The following is an 18,824-nucleotide window of genomic DNA, read 5'->3' on the forward strand; positions in this document are numbered from 1 at the left end:
CCTTTGCATGTTAACTAAGGGTTAGCGATAATCAGATTATCAAAATATTGTTAAATACATCAGGTGGTTTTTTTGCTCCATAACATTCTACTCTTTTCCTCCAATTCGCACCAAGATTATAAAATCGTAAACTGTCGTATTTTTCATCGTAAATTTTAAGCAGTTTAGCTTTTAGATGAATCCATTGAGCAGGTTCTATTTCACATTCAAATACAGAATTTTGAACCCGGACTCCATAATCCAGACATTCCTTTGCCACATGTCTGAGTCGTTTTTCTCCCTGAGCATCGGTAATTGATATATCATATGCAATGAGTATCATCATTTTTTGCTCCCTAACGAACATAAAAAGGTGGATAATATTCCAAATCGCCTCTTAAATGGCGTGCTAGCAGAAGAGCCTGAATATGGGGTAAAAGACCTATTTCGATTGGCTCTCCTAAAAAAGGGTGATTAATAGTTTCCTGCTTACGAAGTTGCAGCTCGGTTAGAATTATTTTTTTCACTTCATCTTTCATCCTTATAGCGCCACTGCTTTCAATAATAAAATCGCTTGAAGCGACTTGTTTTCGGTTGATAATACTTAAAACCAATCGATCACACATCCATGCCCTGAATTCTTCAAGTAAATCCTGAGCTAAACTGTCTCTGCCTGGACGATCAGAGTGCAGGAATCCAACCTGAGGGTCTAATCCAACACCTGCCAGTGCGCCGCTGATATTTTGGCTTACAATACTATATACAAAAGAAAGCATAGCGTTTATGGGATCTCGAGGTGGGCGTCGGTTACGCCCGTTGAAAAAAAAATTGTCCTGCATTTCTTGTTTCACCAGGTTTCCAAATACTGAAAAGTACTTAGCTGCTGCATCTCCTTCTATGCCCCGTAGGGTTTCCAGTGATGCTGCGGTTTTAGCCTGGATCAAAGAGCGATTAAGCCACTTAATAACTTCTTCAACTTTTAAGTTTTTTCCGTTATTTCTTTGAAAGCGCTGTAAAACTCCACGACTACTCTGGATCTTTGCTCCAATAATTACACGAGCTATATTCAGCCCCTTATTTTCGTCGGCATGGTATTGGGCTCGTCTTAGCAATACGTTACCGGTTTGTACACCATGCAATCGACCGAGAAAGCGGCCATGTTCAGTGAAAAAAGCTAAATGAATATTATTTTCACCACAGAAACCCATTACCGCTGGGGATAAAAGAACATTGCCAAAGCAAAACAACCCTGAAATAGAGTGTACTGGAATTTGTAATAACTTCTTTCTGTTACATTCAATAAGAATTGTTTCGCGCTCCTTATGAATATAAGTTCCTTGTGTAGTGATATAAAGGCAATTTTGAAGTTTTCTCAAGATTTTTTCTCCTCCAAAAATAGCTTTTCCATGTAAGTAGCACTGGTATCTTTCTCAGTTAACCTGGGGTTACAAAGTTCATATAATGAGCACGATTTGCATTTTGCGGTATAAATCGCCTTTGGAGTCGTCAAGGAATCGAAGAGTTCTCTGACTTTTGCAATAATGGATATAGTTTGTTGGCGTAGTGAATCATCGAAAATTACAATCTCACGTCGACGAGTTTGCCAATACCAAAGTGCTCCACTGTCTATGGTAATGGCTAACATTTCTTCCAGGCATAGTGCTTGAGCACAAAGTTGAATTTGATCCCAATTATCTTTCTTTGAACGGCCTCGCTTATATTCGACTGGCCTGTATTGTCCTGTGGAGAGATCTATTTCAACGAGATCCAGTTTTCCAGTTAACCCAAGTTGCTCTCCACAGACTAAAACCCCTCTTTCATATCGCACCCCTTTTCGAGATTCATATAATCCTGTGTCAACTTTTTCATGTAACAGTTGGCCCTCGGATGTCAGGGAATTTTCAGACCATATCTGTTCATTATGTATCAAGGCACATTGCCGAGGACAAAAGGCGTAATGTTGTAAAGCTGATAGTGGAATCAGGCGCCGTTCATCCATTTTAAAATCCGCTAATGATTTCAGGTCTTAAATCTGCTAGAGAATAAAGACGATCTTTGTCATAGCTCCCATCATTATAGACTTTCAAAGTATTGTGTACTTTCGCAGAAGAATATTGCCCGGATTTGGAATTATGCTTCCACCAAAACACATTTTCTACTGCAATAGAGCCCTCTGGTCTCGCTGTTGAAGCGTCACCTTCAAAAAGTTTGGGTAGTAATGATTTAATGATCTCCGCATCTTCATTAGAAAAGCCAGTACGCTCCGCAAGTTGGGGGGTTATAGCACCGTAAACCACATAGATTGCCTTATCCACACGGTGTTTGGTTCCCATAGTGTCAGAGCCTTTTTTGGATCCATCGCCTTCACTATTAACGCTTTTTGTTATTTGGGTGCTGGTAATACTGATCGGTTCAACGCTAAAAGCTGATTGAATAGTTACAGGGCCTCTGATAGCAATGGATACTCCTGCAGCATCATCTTCTGTTTTACCAAAAGCAAACACTTGGCCGAAGGCGCGAACATCTATCCACTTTTGGCATGCCAGTTTCACTGTTTTGTCTTTGCTTGTCTTCTTCGGGTGAAATGCTTCTTTGCCTAAGCCGTATTCCTCCGATTCAGCACGAGCTTTCAGGCTAGGCATGGAATCGGTTTTGCGATCATCTGACTGAACAAAAATCGAATGGCCTGCTTCCTGTAAGCGATCCCGTAGTTTTCGTTTTAGGCAAACATCAGTAATCTCACCAAAACCATCGTAATCTGTCCGAGGTCGGTTCCCATTCAGAGGATCACCATTCGGGTTTGCATTTTTAACTCGTATAATCATAGCCATATCAATCTTATTTTCCAGACTCATATCAATTTCCTCAGTTAATTTCAGCATTCGTTTTATGATGAAAAGCCAGCCTTTGGCAGTGGTAAGCTAATAAAAACTCTCCACTGAGTTTCTTATCACTATTGAAATCTTTGTTCTCGAATAAATTCATAATTTCATCCAATTCTTTTAATTGGTTGATTAAGAACCCAGCCCGGCTATTATTTAATCTTTGAATGTAGGGTCTTAAAGACAACTCAATATTTCTCCAGGTGGTAAATGGTCTGTCAGCAAATCTTTGCATCAGGCGATGGGCTGTTGTTAAACGGTCTTCATTAGCAACATGAAGAGCCATTTGTTCAATTCGCTCAGCAACAGCTAATAATCGTCCGTACAAATAATCCCTTGATCGGTTATTTTTTTCTAATGACATCGAGTAAATCCTCCTTTGGTTTATTACGGGGTGGCGTTTGCAAAAACCTCGATACAAAGCACAAGCAACGCCCAGATTTCGTTCCCATTGCCAATAGTCAAGGCCGAATGGATTACAGGCCCGTTGAATGCTTATTTTTACCAGATCGATAGGAAGAGGATGACGTTCGATAATGCAGGGTAAAATGCGATCATAAAAATTATGCTTTAAGCTCATCAGACTCTTGCTTTCTGTTTTTCCGAATAAGGATTCAAAAATCGTCTTGGGCGATGGAACGCATATTGGCCAGATCACTTTATTTTTATGTGCCTTTTGCTCTGTCGATATGGAGTGCCGTTGGTACCACGCAAAATCCAGGTGCCAGGATTCAATATTATTGATAAATTCCTGAGCCAAATATTCTCTGTAATAAGTGATACTCATCCGTCCAGGGGTTGCAGAATTCATTCCAAGGATGATTATGCTTTCTGAATCACCTAACTTTGCACTATAGCCTCTCATTTTTTGTCGAAGTTTTAATGCAAATAACTGGCCTAGATCTGAGCCTGGATCTAACTTGCCCTCATTTTCTTCGAGCGTCTCAACAGGCTGTAGATCTTCCAGATCATCTGGCATTAATTCATAAGTTCCTTGAAAAGGAGCTGGGATAGAATTGCCTGATATTGCCCATGCGACAAAGACTTGATTATCATTTTTTTGACCTTGTCGAGATATGAGCCAGCGTAAAGCATTATGTGCTTTTTGTGTCACCTCAAAACTGATTCCACTGGCTTCCTGTTCATTGATGAACCGACCTCGATAGGTATAACCTGTAGAATCATTCGCAGATATTAATTTAGCCTTATCTCCGGTATTTCTTAATTTAGCCGGATGATTTATCGCCAGAGCTTTTACCTCACCAGTGATATAACAAACGCCCTTGCTACATTCCGCAAGCGAACAAAATGAAATCCAGCTTTCTTGGAGACTCTCATCTGTCCAGGTATTTGAATTACAATCTCCTTCCTTTTCTACAGTCCAACAGACTAGTGCCGATCCCAGGTCTGTTTTGCCAGCCTGTGTAGGAAGCACCTTAAATATTTTAGGCGTTGATATCTCTTTGTTTTCTTTTGGCCATGCTTCCATCAGACAATTATTCTGATCAAGAAGCAAAACCTGCGCCTCAATCAAATCTTTTATGACCTGTCCTTTTTTTATATATTGATAGACTGCCTGAGCCTTAGGATGCGAAAAAGAAGATTCACACCACTGTTTTAATTGATTTTCATATTGATCAAAAAAGTCAGGGTCTATACCTGTGAAATCTGAATAATCTTTTGCTACATATTTCAATTTGTCAGCAAGGGGGTGGGGTGCAATACCGCTGCTTCTCCCCGCCGACTTTTCGGTAGCAGGCAAAATAATTGTTGTTTTTTCTAAAACCTGGGCATGCTTAAAGTTACCCTGATCATCAATAACAATATTAATATGTGCATTTTGAGGTGTGTGACAGATAGGTATTGGTTTATCAATAAGATTAAGGAGTATTCCCTGTTTATAGGTTTCGTACAGACGCGCCATCCAGCTCATAATTATGATTCCTCTTCATTAGCTAATGAAAAATTCTCTCCGGGTAAGAATTCTTTGGCTTTCATGGTACGAACGAATTTACGAATACAGCATTGTTCAGGTCTCGGAAATTCTAAAATCCCTTTTCTCAATACCGGATGCCAAAACCTGCTATGCAACTCATCAGATCCTGTCTCATCTGGATAGTCAAAGCCATGAAACATCAAGCCGAAACCAAGCTCATTAATATTATCGAAAGGGCTTTCATTTTCGCCAAATACGCAGGGTTCAACATAGCCTGGACAATCACGAGTTCCCAGGAATATATCCTGTCGTCCACCTTTCGCTAACATACGTTGTGCAATGTTAAAATGTTTCCCTTCAATTCTATCGTGGGCTAAAGAGGGCCTGTGCATATTCCATTCAAAATGGGCTTCTATCTGGTATTCAACCTGGTGAAGAAAGTTGTAAATGGCCAATGAGTTTCCACCGCTCCAAACCAAGGGTTTAATCCCTTTAGTTTGTGTTTGCAGTGGTTTCATAATTCTAAGCTTGTCAACATACCAAATCAGTGTTGGCTTCCAATAAATGGATTTAAGAACTCCTTTAATGGCTTCATAGGTTGGAAGATGATAGGAGCATTTCTCTCCCCCAACCCGAGTAATAGGATCTGTAAAAAGTGCATATCTTCCCCACAATTTAAAAGCAATACGGTTTTGCATGGGATTCTCCTTAATACACCATGATTTGTTCCGGGTTTATGACTTCAGTGGATAAACCAAATTTCTCACTGTAAAACCGTTTATCTAAATAATAAATTCCTTCCCCAGCCTGTATTTCATAGATAGCATTTTGCTCAGCCAACCTTCTCCATACCTGTGGGAAAACATTAACACTGTACCTTTGTGCTGCACGCAATAATTTATAATATTGAGCGGCATCAAAGTCCTTTGCTACAGCGCATAGTTTTGTAATAAGTTCATCACCTTCCTCGAAAGGTACGATCACTGAATGAGTAGGGGCGTCGATTGCTTTGAAAGCACGGCCAGCAGTCATAAAGGACTGGCGTAACATAAATGTGCCTCTTTCAATAACAGGGTTAAGCGTGTTATCACTTAATAAATTTAATAAATTATCAGTTCGACCTGTTTCCTGAGAGAGTTTATAGGTCATCTCATGAGCTCTGGCGTAGAAATAGTAATGGAAATATTTTTCCATCTTATCGGGAGCGAGCGGATCCCCTTCAGGATCTTCGCTAAGCACTCTGCGCGCAATGTCTCTTCCCTCCTTAATGTCTGCCAGCATCTCAATATTTTCTTCGTTTGGGTTAATAACGTGCACGACGGCTTCATTTAAATACCCATTTCGATTGCAGCGTCCAGTGGCTTGAACAATAGAATCCAGACCAGCAAGAAAACGGATTACGCTTGCAAAATCTATATCAACTCCCGCCTCAATCAGTTGGGTACTGATACATAAAACCGGCAAATTATTTTTCAGTCTTTCCTTAATGATGCGGATGAATTTTTTTCGATGAGCTGAACACTGATTGGTACTTAAATGAAAGACTATATTTTCATCTAGAAAAGAAGCAGCAAGTTCAGTTAATTTTTGAGCCCAGGCTTTTGTATTAACAATGACCAGACAATTTCCTTTATCGGAGTGCTCCTTCAACATCAATTTAAGAATTTCATCAGCACTCCATCCTCCTGGTTTTATTTTGTTTTTTATATCTACACGTTTTAAATTTTTAAAAAGTTGTGTTTTATTGTTAATAATTTCATTTCCAGGAGGAATATGTAATTGTCCATTTTCGGGGTTTTTAAGTTTGTTGAGTAAAGGTTGAGTAGCGGTACATAACAAAATCGATGCTTTGCCATATGCAGCCAGGTAATTAATCGAATTACAAAATAAATGAATGCAGTTAATAGGTAATGTTTGAATTTCGTCAAAAATAATGACGCTGTTAATTAACTGGTGTAAACGTCTGGCCCCTCTTGTTCCGCCACTGAATAAAGTCTCTAAGAACTGAACCATTGTTGTAAAAATGATAGGCGAATCCCAGTTATCAGCCATTAATTTACTACGCCATGTTTGTTGTTCTGGTTCAAGATTAGAGTGATGTTCCAGTACCCAGGGGGAGGGGTCATTCTTGTTTTCGAGAATTAAACGGACTGCCTCGGCATTTTGCTCGATGATAGAGGTATAAGGGATGACGTAAATAATTCGATCCAGTTTATGCTTTGCAGCATGATGCAGAGCAAATCTCAAGCTGGCATAGGTTTTCCCGCCACCTGTCGGCACAGTAAGGCTAAAAATCCCTTGGGGCTTGGATGAGGCAAGGTGACATTGACTTGATACCTCTTTTCGGATTTCATCAATCCGATTCCGAATGCAGAGATTCTGGGTAAAAGATTCAAAGCGGCTAATAGCGGTTTGCCAATCGTGATGGTGCTTTATTCTTTCCTTGATAAAACGGGGATTCTCGAAATCAGCGCTACTTATTCTATCTGCGTCGATTAGGCAGCTGAAAAGAATTTTTGTCCAAAAGCCTAAGTAATAGGATTTAATTTTTTGGGAAATAATTTGGCCGTGTTGTTGGTCCAGAAAAAATTGATTTATTTGTTTTAACATCGCTTGTATCAGGTTAACACTGGCTAAATTCTCTGCGGTAGCGATGATATCCGGGTTAGCGCTGGTTCTACATTCTTTAAGATGGGTACTACCGTCGTCTTTAGACATTCGATTCAAGAACCCTTGCTCACCATCAGGCTTCAAACAATCTATAAGACCACTGTGATGTGAGGCAATACAAAGCGAAAGAATTTGTCCGCAGAGTCTGCCTTGCCCTCTTGAGCCATATTTCTCCAATCGTTCCCATATCCATTGGGCGCCTGCGCTTGAATGATCAATTTTACCCTTTAAAGAAACCGCATCGACATAATCATCGTCAATGTCAGGATTCAATATTCCTGTTGCTGACTGGATATAAGTTTGAAACTGCGAGCTGTATTTGCCAAAATCATGCATTAATCCGATAAGCCGTCCAGCATCTTTTAGTCCAATTTTGGAAGCAAGCTTTCCAGATATTTCTTCAACTTCCCTTAAGTGCACCTCAAGAGATTGCTCTTTTGAATCGTAGGACCTCACATGAGCAATGACTTTTCTATTCACACTTAATATCCTTTCATTTTGAAAAATGGCTTTCATTAACTTCAAAATAAATTTCTTAAAAACCATATCGGCTTTTTTTGAAATTTATTTAATTGCATTTAGTAGGTAGCAGATGACCTGTAAAAAGGTGGCAAAGATCTTATACTTTGAGTTCTTGGTAAAACTACAAAATGGAGAGTAGAGTTAATTCACTGGGAGCAGGATGTTTTTATCTATCAGTTCGTTTAACAGTTTTTCGCAAAGAGAAGCCAGCTCTTCTCTTTGTGGATGATTTTCCAGATCAAGTGTGTTGTGGGCTGATGCCTTATTCTCTGTCATATGATTTAGCAGGTTATAAACAAAGGCGCTGATTTTCATAAATTCCACCTTGTCACTGGCGTCTCTCCAGATAATCAGAAAAGAGTCCTCTGGTTGCAGCGGTAAGTAATTCTCGCTGATTTGTTCAACCGGGTAGTGGTAATGGTGCATGGCTGCGGTTGCGCTCAATCTAAAAACACTGTTCAAAGAGGGCACTGCCGTAGCAGGCATTTGTTCCGGTTCATCCACAGCCAGTTCAATCACCAGCTCCATCCATTCATAATGCGCTAAATCCGCCAGAAAAGGAGTGTGCCTGGAGAGATTTGGGTTATCCTGAAGAAAGCGTACAAATTCACCTGGAATTTGATAAAACAAAGGGGTAGAAACTGGGTGGTTTTGGATGAAATCGCGAATTAGCTCTTCCCAAACTGAAACCGAAATAATGAATCTTAACACTGGGAAACAAGGCTTAATCAAATCATTAAAGCTTGAATAAACAAGATTCTGGTAGAGCTTTATTCTCGAAGTGGCGGCTAATTTTTCTGAATCGCGCAAAGACCTGGTAAATGTTGTTTGCAGGATTTTTATTGAATTGCTCATATATTGCTCTGCAATTGCTGGATTGCTCTCGTTTCACGCATCAATTCAGACCACTCAGGAATATTCTGATCGCGTTCCAGCAAGGTGGGTAGAATGCCTTTCTGCTGATACAGGAACAGTAAAAGCTCCCATACTTGCGGGCAAACCGGGCTGCCGTGCGTGTCGAGAATTATATCATCATCAACAGGCTCATGACCTGCCACATGAACAAGTTGAATTTTATGGGCAGGCAGCTTGATGATAAACTCTTTTGCCTCATATTGATGGTTGATGCTATTCACATAAAGATTGTTGATATCCAGCAAGAGGTCGCAGTCTGCTTCTGCAAGTACCGCGTTAATGAAGTCTATTTCTGACATCTCCTGAGCAGGGCAGTAGTAATAGCTTGAATTCTCAAAGGCAATGCGCATTCCCAGATAATCCTGGACAAAGCGAATTCTGGCACTCACATGCTTTACGGCTTCCTCGGTGAAAGGCAATGGCAATAGCTCATAAAGATAACCTCGATCATCGCTGCAATAACTCAGATGTTCGGTATATTGCTTAATGTCATACTGTTTAAAAAACAGCATCAGCTGATCCAGGAACTGAGTATCGACAGGATTGATGCCGCCAATAGACAGTCCTAAACCATGTGCGCTAAGCGGAAATCGTTCGCGGATTGTGCTTAGTGCACGGGCACGCCATCCGCCAATTCCCAGCCAGTTTTCGGGGGCCAGTTCGAGGAAATTAAAGGCGATATCTGAGTTATTAATCAATTCCTTTAAAAAGCCGGTCCGTAATCCCAGCCCCGTACCAGCTATTGGTTTTGAAACGCTTGGCATGGATCTTCAGCAAATAATTAGTTAGAAGAACCGCATTTACCCGCTCCGCATTTGCCGGCAGCGCATTTTCCTTCGCCTTTTTTATCGTCTTTTCCATCATCGGTTTGAGTTTGCGTACTGCTGTCGCTGCTGGGTGTTGATGTATCAGCAACCAAGGTGTTTTTATAACCCTGAGGCAATGAAGTAGTCTGGAAGGCATCGGCAAGCGATACTGTTGACGTCAGACCAAGGCCTGTGCCCAAGAGGACGGCTATTGTTTTATTCATTAATGAAGCTCCGTTGTTTTTCATGCGGGTCAGTTTATAAAAGGACACTGAATTTTACCAGCCCTTACCATAACTTCATTTTCAGTGCCCCCAGTGTGGCTCAATCTGTCAGGTGCCTGCTTTCCTTAGCTGTCATCATATTCACCAAAGGGCTTAATATTTTTTAATAAAGCAGTTAGACTATCGGCCATTGTAATTCTTGTTTCTGCGATATTAAGGTGAGTAAGCTTGAATAATAAGGTACCTCAGCATATAGCTATCGTAATGGATGGCAATGGGCGATGGGCGCAGCAACGCGGCATGCATCGCGTTGAAGGGCACCGTGCTGGAGTAGATAGCGTCAAAACTGTAATTAAATGCTGCCTTGAAAAGGGGGTTTCGGTTTTAAGTCTGTTTGCCTTTAGCAGTGAGAACTGGTCACGTCCAGAGCCAGAGATTGAGTTTCTGATGCAATTATTTATGAATGCTCTGAATAAAGAGGTGAATGAATTGCACCAGAACGGGATTCGCCTCAATTTTTTAGGTGACAGGGGATATTTGTCTGCCGCTTTATGCGAGGAGATGAAAAAAGCGGAAGAGCTAACCGCAAACAATAGCAAATTGCTCCTGAATATCGCTGTTAATTATGGTGGGCGCTGGGATGTTGTTCAGGCAGTACAATCTATAGCAAGAGATGTTTCCTGTGGAAAAATTAACCTGGAAGCCATTAATGAAGTTCTGGTCGCCGATTATCTGAATACCGGCAAAATTCCTGATCCTGATTTATTCATAAGAACCAGCGGCGAGCATCGAATCAGTAATTTTTTTCTTTGGCAGATAGCCTACACCGAGCTTTATTTTGCACCTGTTTCCTGGCCCGAATTTTCCAGTGTCGAATTTGAAAAAGCAATTGAGAGCTTTAGCCAAAGGCAAAGACGCTACGGGAAAACCTCAGAACAAATCAGAGGGAGCGTCTAATGTTTATACAGCGTTTATTAACTATACTGGTAATGGCTCCTCTGGTTTTACTGGGCATGTATTACGCGAATTACTGGTTTTTTGCTGCCGTTATCTTCTTGCTGGTACTGGCCTGTGGATTTGAATGGCTGCAATTGGTACCAATTACCAGGTTTCCTTTGAAACTGGTATTTATGGCCAGTTTAATTGTTGCTTCCATTTTATGTTATTTCTTTTATGAAATCTGGCTTATTCCCGGGTTATTGGCCTGGCTGCTGGTTATCGCTGCCTTAGTCGGATTTCCTCGCTCGCAGGCTTATTGGGGAAAGCCGGGCATTATCGCATTTTCAGCTATACTATTATTACCTTTGTTTGGCCAAAGCATGATTAATGTGTTTGCTCTTCCTCAGGGAAAAGCACTGGCCGTTTATCTTCTCCTGCTGATCTGGGGGGCGGATATCGGCGCATACATGGCTGGAAAGCAATGGGGACGACATAAATTAATTCCTGCAGTAAGTCCCGGTAAATCCTACGAGGGGCTCTGCGGAGGATTGGGTTTGGCTCTGGCAGTTGCAGTAGCAGGTTATTCTTATTTTAAACCAGACAGTGTGACCAGGTGGTTTCTTATGGCACTGTCCGTTATTCTGATTTCGCTGGTTGGCGATTTGATTATCAGTATGTTTAAAAGACGTGTACAGATTAAGGATACTGGCCACTTAATACCAGGACATGGCGGTATTCTGGATCGCCTGGACAGTATGATTGCCGCAGCGCCATTTTTTTACGGTTGGTTCTGGATGTCTGGATAATGCCATGATATTAACGCTGCTTTATTTTTTTCTTGCTCTTTTTCTGCTGATAACCATTCACGAATTTGGTCACTTCTGGGTTGCCCGTTTGTGTGGGGTCAAAGTACTGCGTTTTTCCTTCGGTTTTGGAAAAGTGATTGCCAGATGGCATGATCGAAAGGGTACGGAATACGCCTGGTCGCTCCTTCCGCTGGGCGGCTATGTCAAAATGCTCGATGAAAGTGAAGGAGAGGTTTCTCCCGAAGAAAAACATCTGGCGTTCAATAACAAGCCGGTTTGGCAGCGTATTGCTATTGTCGTTGCCGGCCCCGCTTTTAATTTACTATTTGCATTTGTCTGCTTGTGGCTTGTTCTAATCATCGGAATTAAATCGCTTGCTCCGATGATTGATGAAATTAAACCGGGAACTCCTGCTGCTTATGCCGGCCTGACTGCAAAACAGGAAATCGTGGCGATGGAGGATCGAAAAATCAGCAGCTGGCGAGATTTCCAGTATGCCTTCATGCCCCTGGTTGGAAGTGATGAGAAAGTATCCCTGACTGTAAAGTCAATGGTCAATGGTGAGCATAAAACGCTGTGGCTCTCCCTCAAAAACTGGGAAATCAATCCCAGGAAACCGGACCTGTTGGGTAGTCTTGGTATTGTGCCTTTTATACCCTCGATCCCACCCATAGTGGGTGAGGTGATGAGTGGCTCTCCTGCCTACCAGGCGGGTCTTCTGGTAGGGGATCGCATCGAAATGATGGATAAGCAGAAATTGAGCGACTGGTTGTTCCTGGTAGATTTTGTAAAAGAACATCCTAATCAGGTAATACATTTATCCGTACTTAGAAATGGAAAATTACTGGAAGTTCCTGTGACAATTGGTGCAAAAGAAACCGATGGGCAAGTTTCCGGATTTTTAGGAGTTAAATCGGAAAAAGTAAATTGGCCAAATCAATGGTTGCGTCTGCAAAGAGAGGCTCCTCTTCCGGCTCTTAAAATTGCCATGCAGCAAACGGTCGAACTTACTGGGGCGACTTTTTCGCTAATCGGGCGCTTTATAACCGGACAGCTGGGATTAGATACTTTAAGCGGTCCTGTAGGAATTGCCCAGGGGGCAGGTGAGTCGGGTCGAAGCGGCATTGCCTATTATCTTTCTTTCCTGGCATTGGTCAGTATAAGCCTCGGAGTATTGAATCTTTTGCCAGTTCCTATGCTCGATGGCGGACATTTGCTGTTTTATTTGATCGAACTGATTAGACGAAAACCCTTGTCCGATGAATTTAGAACAATTGGCTTATATATCGGTTTAGCCTTTTTGGTAACATTAATGTTTTTAGCGTTAACTAATGATCTCTCCCGCCTGACAGGTTAAAATAGCCCCCTGTTTATGACAAGATCATATTAGTTGTAGCTCCTGCGGATAACAAGCAATCCTTGACAGGATAGATCAGTTCCGATAAAAGGGTGCAATTGTTTTTCTCCAAGCCTGCCGATAAAAAAAGATTGGTCGGCAAAATTTTAAGCAGTACTGGACGTAGAATAATAATGAATAAAGTCAGTAAAAAATTAGTATTAGGTGTTTGTTGTTCCGCGATGCTTACGCTTTCGATACAACTGCATGCGGCCGGTGGATTTATCGTAAGAGATATTAAGGTTGTTGGTTTACAACGTGTGAGTGTGGGTACAGTACTCAATTATTTACCAGTACAGGTGGGTGAAGAAGTGGATGCTTCTTCTACTGGAGAAATTATTCGCGCTTTATACGATACCGGGTTTTTTCAATCAGTATCACTGGAACGTCAGGGAAATACCCTGATTGTCAATGTCGTTGAGCGTGCCACTATCGGTTCGATTACCGTTACTGGTAATTCCGAAATCCCCAGCGATAAAATGAAAGAACTGCTTAAGCAAATGGGATTGGCTAAGGGTAGAGTATTCCAACGTTCTTCATTAGAGCGATTGGAAAAAGAATTAAAACAGGCTTACAACGGCCGCGGCAGATATAATGCCCGTATTGAATCCCAAGTGACCCAGCTGACTGAAAACCGGGTGGCCATCAACGTGACGGTTTCTGAAGGACGGGTATCCCGTATTAAAGAAATTCGCTTTATTGGCAATCATGACTTTTCGGATAACGAATTACTTTCTGAAATGTCGCTGTCCACCAGTAATCTCTTTACTTACTTTAGTAAAAAAGATCAGTACTCTAAAGCAGCAATGGATGCGTCGCTTGAGTCTATCCGTTCATTTTATCTGGATAGAGGATATCTTAAGTTTAATGTGGTCTCCTCCCAGGTATTGCTCTCGCCCGATAAAAAAGATGTCTACATCAATATTCACGTTGAAGAAGGTCCGCAATACCGCTTCGCTGGCTATGCATTGGCCGGTAAAACCATATTGCCGAAAGAGAAAATTGATACTTTAGTTCAAGTGAAGCAGGGCGATGTATTTTCAAGAAAAAAAGTAACTGAAAGTATTTCTGCCATTGGCCTGGCACTGGGAGATATTGGCTATGGGTTTCCGGCCATCAATGCCGAGCCGCGAATTGATGAAAATGACAAAACGGTCTTTATTACCTTTGTGATTGAGCCTGGCCGTCATGTATACGTTCGGCGGATTAATTTTCATGGTAATACCAAAACCGGTGATTACGTATTAAGAAGCATGATTCGTCAGAATGAAGGCGGCTTGCTCTCCTTACATAATATTAAAGAGTCTGAGCGGCAGCTGAGATTATTAAGTTATTTAAAAGATATCAATATCAAAACCAATCCTGTTCCGGGCACTAACAACCAGGTCGATCTGGATGTGCAGATGGAGGAGGCCCCTTCAGCTGAGGCGACTGCTTCCCTGGGTTATGGTACTAATGGTCCGCAATTTAATGCCTCGGTGAATCAGCATAACTTTATGGGAACAGGGCGTTCAGTAGGCTTTTCGTTTAATGCAAGTTATTACGGCCAGGATTATAACCTGAGCTACTACAATCCATTCTATACCAATACCGGTGTCGGTCGTGGAGTTAATATTTACTATCAGACAGTTGACCCCGGCAAACTCGATATTAGTGCCTACACCTCAGATCGTGTAGGTGGAGATATCAATTATAATGTGCTGCTGAGTGAAAACAGCAGTGTGCAGTTTGGCTATGGTTTCCAGAATTTATTTATTAAATCGGTGGGTACTTCTCAGCAGATCCAGAACTTTGTCAATATCTACGGACGAAGCTTCAATGAGATCCGCCTGACTTCGGGCTGGAGCCGTAATACCTATGATCAGATGCCCTATCCCACGCGAGGGATGAATCAACAGGCCAGTTTGTTATTTGCTTTGCCTGCAACCTCAGATTCTCTTAACTATTACAAAACCTCTTACTCGGCACATTGGTATTACCCCTTAACCCATGGCTTTATCTTTTCACTGTTAGGAAATATTGCTTACGGAAACGGGTTTAACAACCAGGGCCTGCCGTTTTTTGAAAACTATTACGCCGGGGGTATTGCCCAGCCTGGACAGGTACGCGGTTATCAAACTTATACTTTGGGGCCCAGAGACAGCGTCGGTAATTCGATGGGTGCGAACTTCCTGGTCAATGGCAGCGCTGGTATTGCATTGCCTTATCCTTTAAGCCGCGACAATATCCGAACAATGGCTTTTGTTGATGCCGGTAATGTGTTTGTTCGTGGAACCCCATTAGCGCTGGCTGGCTGGGGGGATGGTCCAATGCGCTATTCAGCAGGTCTTTCTGTAGAATGGCGTTCACCTTTTGGTCCATTAGCCTTTAGCATTGCGAAACCCTTGAATATGCAGCCTGGTGACGAACAGCAGTTCTTCCAGTTCTCACTGACCTCCGGATTTTAACCTTTTGTCAGCGTACCGCGCTTTATGCGCGGTATCTGCTTATCTCCCCTAGGTCCACTGCCATTAAGTTAAGGAATTATGTCCTTCCCGCGAAGGCGGGAATCCACTCCTCAACTGGCATTATAGCTAGCTGATAGATTGATCCCCGCCTTCGCGGGGAAGACAATTTAATATACAACTGAGCTAACTTAATGGCGGTGCTCCCTAGGCCCTGCGGCTTGTTCTCAGGGGCCCATGTTTTTAGATTGGCTATACCCTCAACAGGCTTAAATTTTTTATCAGAGATATTGATTCCCTTTATCGCAAGTGTTATGAATTTGTGCTAGCATTTGTGGCTTTGAAATCAGGAGAAAAACATGAAGCGTGTAAGCGGGTTATTTATTGCATTGTTGTTTAGCTTGGGTATGACTAACGCGTTTGCCGACTGGTCAAAAATTGGTGTGGTTGATTTGCAAAAAATCATGCAAACTTCCAGTCAGATGAAAGCCATTCAGCAAAAACTGGAAAAAGAATTCAAGCCAAGACGTGACAAGCTGGTTGCTATGGAAGAAAGTCTGAAAAAAGACATGGAAAAGTTTAAACGCGACAGCACTGTTATGAGCCAGACCCAGAAAAAAGATATGGAGAAAAAAATCGTTTCTCAGCAACAAACTTTTGAAAGGGAAGGTCAGCAATACCAGCAGGAATTAAGTACTGCTCATAATGAAGCTATGGAAGAGTTATACGGTAAAATCCGTAAAGCAATCAGTAAAGTGGCTGAAAATGAAAAGTATGATTTGATTCTGCAAAAAGATGCGACTCCATTTAGCATCGACAAACTGGATATTACTGATCAGGTTCTGAAGCAAATCAACTGATTCGTGAAACCTTTTTATACCTTAGCCTTTCTGGCTGATTACCTGGATGGAGCAATTGGCGGTAACCCCGACTTGTCCATCCAGGGGTTTTCCTCTCTTGTCAGAGCTAACTCCTCTGAACTCGCTTACTATGATCGCCACCTGCCCTTGCAGATGTTAAAAAATACCCAGGCGGGCGCTGTATTGTTAGCATCACGTGATGTATCCGATTCTCCTGTCAGCACTATTGCGGTCTCTGATCCCTTGGCTGCTGCACAAGCCATAAACGCTTTATTTGCACAGTCAAAGGAAGTCCCTTTGGCTGCAATTCATCCGCATGCGGTAATACATGCCTCCGTCACGCTTGGTGAACAAGTTTCAATTGAGGCAAATAGTCATATTGCTGAGAATGTTAAACTGGGTCAAAATGTCCATATTGGTGCTAATTGTTCCATTGCCTCCGATGTAGTCATTGGTGAAAATACTCGGATAGCGAATAATGTGAGTTTGGAGCAGGGCGTCATTATTGGGTCGCATTGCATGATCGATAGTGGTGCAGTGATAGGAGCTGAGCCATTTCATGGTTATAAAGTCAAAGGACGATGGTCAGCTTTATCTGCAGCAGGCTCAGTAGTAATAAGTGATGAGGTTACTATTGGAGCAAATACTGTAATCGTCAGAGGGATCGTTGGAGATACCTGGCTTGGCAGTGGAGTGCAAATAGATAATTTGGTTCAAATCGCACATGATGTTACCATAGGCCGGCACACTGCAATTGCTGCCGGCACTGTGATTGGTGCATTTACCCAAATTGGTTCTCATTGTATCCTTGGCGGGGCATGCAGCGTAGCGGCTAATCTTCATTTGGGAGATGACCTGGTAGTAACAGGTATGTCAACGGTGAACAAGTCATTAAGCAAGCCGGGAATTTATTCGTCGGGCACAATGGTTAGTGAGCATCATCGGTGGCGGCGTAATGCGGCACGATTTAAACGTCTTGACGATTATATCTTACGGCTTATTAGATTAGAAAAAGATCGGTTGAGAGAAGATTGAACTCGTTTCAGTCGATTAGGCGAAAACGTTTCAATTGAAGGCATTATCAAAGATTGAGAGATATTACATGAGTGAGGCCATAGATATACCAAAAATTCTTGAGCTTATACCGCATCGGTATCCGTTTATCCTGGTGGATAGAGTGCATGAGTATAAGTCCTTGGATTATTTGATTGCAATTAAAAACGTTACCATTAATGAACCATTCTTTATGGGACATTTCCCGGGTAATCCTATCATGCCGGGTGTGTTAATGTTGGAAGCTTTAGCTCAGGCTAGCGCAATTTTATCCAACCTTTCACGGCGCCCCAAAGAGGGACATGAGTTTATTTATTTTTTTGCCGGAATTGATAACGCAAAGTTTAAACAGATAGTGACTCCGGGCGATCAGCTTCGTTTGGAAGTAAAACTGGTAGGGCAAAAACGAGATTTTTGGCGTATGCATGGCGAGGCATTTGTCGGCGACAAACTGGCCTGCTCCGCTGATTTAATGAGTGCAGCGAAGGAAGTGAAAAAGTGATAGATGAAGGTGCAATTATTCACCCCTCGGCCAAATTGGCGAGTGGGGTTTCTGTAGGTCCTGGCAGTATTATTGGAGCCGATGTTGAAATAGGCGAAGGTACATGGATTGGGCCTCATGTGGTAATTCAAGGACCGACTACTATTGGAAAAAACAACAAAATTTTTCAGTTTGCTTCCGTAGGTGACGAGCCACAGGATATTACTTACAAGGGAGAGCCGACTCGTCTGGAGATTGGTGATGATAATGTAATCCGCGAATACTGTATGATTAGCCGCGGAACTGTGAAAGGAGGCGGTGTCACACGTATTGGCAATGGCAATTTCCTGATGGCCTATTCCCATATCGGCCATGACTGTATGATTGGTAATCAGATTATTATGGTCAATTACGCAGCGCTTTCTGGCCATGTGACCGTTCATGATTATGCCATAATTGGTCCTTATGCAGCAGTTCATCAGTTCTGCCAGGTCGGTGCTTATGCCTTCATCGCAAGAGCTACCTATGTGACCAAAGATGTATTGCCTTATGTGATGATTGCCGGACATACAACCTCTGCTTGTGGGATTAACACGGTAGGATTGCGTCGGCGCGGTTTTTCATCCAATGCGATTGATGGTTTGCGGCGAGCCTATAAAATTATTTTCCGTAAAGGATTAACAGTGCAGCAAGCGGTAGCCGAGTTGGAACAAATGCAGGTTGATTGTCCTGAGGTGATACCAATGATTGATGCTTTAAACGAATCATCGCGAGGTATTGTCAGATAACGGAATTATCATAGGTTGGGCCAGGGTCGAATGGCACTTGCTTATGCACGTCATCCCGAACGTAGTGAGGGATCTGGTTAATAGTGCACCGCTCTGTTCAGGGAGATCCCTCACTGCGTTCGG

18 protein-coding genes are annotated in these 18,824 nt (G+C 42.2%); 8 read left to right on the forward strand and 10 right to left on the reverse strand.

What is annotated here, in order from left to right:
* Positions 1-31 precede the first annotated feature (31 nt).
* The 10 genes from cas2 to LXA66_RS12075 form a co-directional block, all read right to left on the reverse strand.
* Complete coding sequence (gene cas2, locus LXA66_RS12030) at positions 32-325, reverse strand: CRISPR-associated endonuclease Cas2 (RefSeq protein WP_233013340.1); 294 nt, start codon at positions 323-325, stop codon at positions 32-34.
* Between the two features lie 10 nt (positions 326-335).
* Positions 336-1,355, reverse strand: coding sequence for a type I-C CRISPR-associated endonuclease Cas1c (gene cas1c / locus LXA66_RS12035; RefSeq protein ID WP_233013341.1), 1,020 nt, complete (start codon positions 1,353-1,355; stop codon positions 336-338).
* Positions 1,352-1,978, reverse strand: a complete 627-nt coding sequence (gene cas4 / locus LXA66_RS12040) for a CRISPR-associated protein Cas4 (protein ID WP_233013342.1) — start codon at positions 1,976-1,978, stop codon at positions 1,352-1,354. Before cas4 ends, cas1c begins: the two co-directional genes overlap by 4 nt.
* A 1-nt stretch (position 1,979) precedes the next feature.
* Positions 1,980-2,834 carry a type I-C CRISPR-associated protein Cas7/Csd2 gene (gene cas7c, locus LXA66_RS12045; RefSeq protein ID WP_233013343.1) on the reverse strand — a complete coding sequence of 285 codons (855 nt, stop codon included), beginning with the start codon at positions 2,832-2,834 and terminating at the stop codon, positions 1,980-1,982.
* Positions 2,835-2,844: 10 nt separating this feature from the next.
* Complete coding sequence (gene cas8c / locus LXA66_RS12050) at positions 2,845-4,794, reverse strand: type I-C CRISPR-associated protein Cas8c/Csd1 (RefSeq protein WP_233013344.1); 1,950 nt, start codon at positions 4,792-4,794, stop codon at positions 2,845-2,847.
* Between the two features lie 2 nt (positions 4,795-4,796).
* On the reverse strand, positions 4,797-5,495 hold the full coding sequence (gene cas5c, locus LXA66_RS12055; protein ID WP_233013345.1) for a type I-C CRISPR-associated protein Cas5c: 699 nt from the start codon (positions 5,493-5,495) through the stop codon (positions 4,797-4,799).
* Positions 5,496-5,505: 10 nt separating this feature from the next.
* Positions 5,506-7,947, reverse strand: a complete 2,442-nt coding sequence (gene cas3 / locus LXA66_RS12060; RefSeq protein ID WP_233013346.1) for a CRISPR-associated helicase Cas3' — start codon at positions 7,945-7,947, stop codon at positions 5,506-5,508.
* 183 nt (positions 7,948-8,130) lie between these two features.
* The gene (locus LXA66_RS12065; protein WP_233013347.1) at positions 8,131-8,844 is read right to left on the reverse strand and encodes a DUF2063 domain-containing protein; all 714 of its coding nucleotides are present in this window, start codon (positions 8,842-8,844) and stop codon (positions 8,131-8,133) included.
* A complete protein-coding gene (locus LXA66_RS12070; protein WP_233013348.1) occupies positions 8,841-9,668 on the reverse strand; it encodes a DUF692 domain-containing protein in 828 nt (275 codons plus the stop codon). Before LXA66_RS12070 ends, LXA66_RS12065 begins: the two co-directional genes overlap by 4 nt.
* A 17-nt stretch (positions 9,669-9,685) precedes the next feature.
* Positions 9,686-9,934: a hypothetical protein gene (locus tag LXA66_RS12075; RefSeq protein WP_133139714.1), complete on the reverse strand. Its 249-nt coding sequence runs from the start codon at positions 9,932-9,934 to the stop codon at positions 9,686-9,688.
* A gap of 228 nt (positions 9,935-10,162) precedes the next feature.
* On the opposite strand from LXA66_RS12075, the gene LXA66_RS12080 reads away from it, so the two are divergent.
* The 8 genes from LXA66_RS12080 (at position 10,163) to lpxA (ending at position 18,701) form a co-directional block, all read left to right on the forward strand.
* A complete protein-coding gene (locus tag LXA66_RS12080; protein ID WP_112220417.1) occupies positions 10,163-10,891 on the forward strand; it encodes an isoprenyl transferase in 729 nt (242 codons plus the stop codon).
* Complete coding sequence (locus tag LXA66_RS12085) at positions 10,891-11,679, forward strand: phosphatidate cytidylyltransferase (protein ID WP_233013349.1); 789 nt, start codon at positions 10,891-10,893, stop codon at positions 11,677-11,679. The genes LXA66_RS12080 and LXA66_RS12085 overlap by 1 nt, the downstream gene beginning before the upstream one ends.
* 4 nt (positions 11,680-11,683) lie before the next feature.
* A complete protein-coding gene (gene rseP, locus LXA66_RS12090) occupies positions 11,684-13,036 on the forward strand; it encodes an RIP metalloprotease RseP (protein ID WP_233013350.1) in 1,353 nt (450 codons plus the stop codon).
* Between the two features lie 173 nt (positions 13,037-13,209).
* On the forward strand, positions 13,210-15,522 hold the full coding sequence (bamA, locus tag LXA66_RS12095; protein WP_233013351.1) for an outer membrane protein assembly factor BamA: 2,313 nt from the start codon (positions 13,210-13,212) through the stop codon (positions 15,520-15,522).
* A gap of 356 nt (positions 15,523-15,878) precedes the next feature.
* The gene (locus tag LXA66_RS12100) at positions 15,879-16,379 is read left to right on the forward strand and encodes an OmpH family outer membrane protein (RefSeq protein WP_058508174.1); all 501 of its coding nucleotides are present in this window, start codon (positions 15,879-15,881) and stop codon (positions 16,377-16,379) included.
* A 3-nt stretch (positions 16,380-16,382) separates the two neighbouring features.
* On the forward strand, positions 16,383-17,414 hold the full coding sequence (gene lpxD, locus LXA66_RS12105) for a UDP-3-O-(3-hydroxymyristoyl)glucosamine N-acyltransferase (RefSeq protein WP_233013352.1): 1,032 nt from the start codon (positions 16,383-16,385) through the stop codon (positions 17,412-17,414).
* Between the two features lie 67 nt (positions 17,415-17,481).
* Entirely contained in the window at positions 17,482-17,934 is a 453-nt protein-coding gene (fabZ, locus tag LXA66_RS12110; protein ID WP_058508172.1) for a 3-hydroxyacyl-ACP dehydratase FabZ, read from the forward strand.
* On the forward strand, positions 17,931-18,701 hold the full coding sequence (gene lpxA / locus LXA66_RS12115) for an acyl-ACP--UDP-N-acetylglucosamine O-acyltransferase (protein ID WP_058508171.1): 771 nt from the start codon (positions 17,931-17,933) through the stop codon (positions 18,699-18,701). The genes fabZ and lpxA overlap by 4 nt, the downstream gene beginning before the upstream one ends.
* Positions 18,702-18,824 lie beyond the last annotated feature (123 nt).

The sequence above is a fragment of the Legionella sp. 16cNR16C genome (assembly GCF_021297775.1).
GTDB classification, from domain to species: domain Bacteria; phylum Pseudomonadota; class Gammaproteobacteria; order Legionellales; family Legionellaceae; genus Legionella_C; species Legionella_C quinlivanii_A.

Excerpts from the sequence above, each read along its gene's own strand:
- LXA66_RS12075 (WP_133139714.1), bottom strand. The coding sequence starts at position 9,934 with ATGAATAAAACAATAGCCGTCCTCTTGGGCACAGGCCTTGGTCTGACG.
- fabZ (WP_058508172.1), top strand. The coding sequence starts at position 17,482 with ATGAGTGAGGCCATAGATATACCAAAAATTCTTGAGCTTATACCGCAT.
- cas4 (WP_233013342.1), bottom strand. The coding sequence starts at position 1,978 with ATGGATGAACGGCGCCTGATTCCACTATCAGCTTTACAACATTACGCC.
- cas8c (WP_233013344.1), bottom strand. The coding sequence starts at position 4,794 with ATGAGCTGGATGGCGCGTCTGTACGAAACCTATAAACAGGGAATACTC.
- cas7c (WP_233013343.1), bottom strand. The coding sequence starts at position 2,834 with ATGAGTCTGGAAAATAAGATTGATATGGCTATGATTATACGAGTTAAA.
- cas2 (WP_233013340.1), bottom strand. The coding sequence starts at position 325 with ATGATGATACTCATTGCATATGATATATCAATTACCGATGCTCAGGGA.
- bamA (WP_233013351.1), top strand. The coding sequence starts at position 13,210 with ATGAATAAAGTCAGTAAAAAATTAGTATTAGGTGTTTGTTGTTCCGCG.
- LXA66_RS12100 (WP_058508174.1), top strand. The coding sequence starts at position 15,879 with ATGAAGCGTGTAAGCGGGTTATTTATTGCATTGTTGTTTAGCTTGGGT.
- LXA66_RS12070 (WP_233013348.1), bottom strand. The coding sequence starts at position 9,668 with ATGCCAAGCGTTTCAAAACCAATAGCTGGTACGGGGCTGGGATTACGG.
- LXA66_RS12065 (WP_233013347.1), bottom strand. The coding sequence starts at position 8,844 with ATGAGCAATTCAATAAAAATCCTGCAAACAACATTTACCAGGTCTTTG.
- cas5c (WP_233013345.1), bottom strand. The coding sequence starts at position 5,495 with ATGCAAAACCGTATTGCTTTTAAATTGTGGGGAAGATATGCACTTTTT.
- LXA66_RS12085 (WP_233013349.1), top strand. The coding sequence starts at position 10,891 with ATGTTTATACAGCGTTTATTAACTATACTGGTAATGGCTCCTCTGGTT.
- rseP (WP_233013350.1), top strand. The coding sequence starts at position 11,684 with ATGATATTAACGCTGCTTTATTTTTTTCTTGCTCTTTTTCTGCTGATA.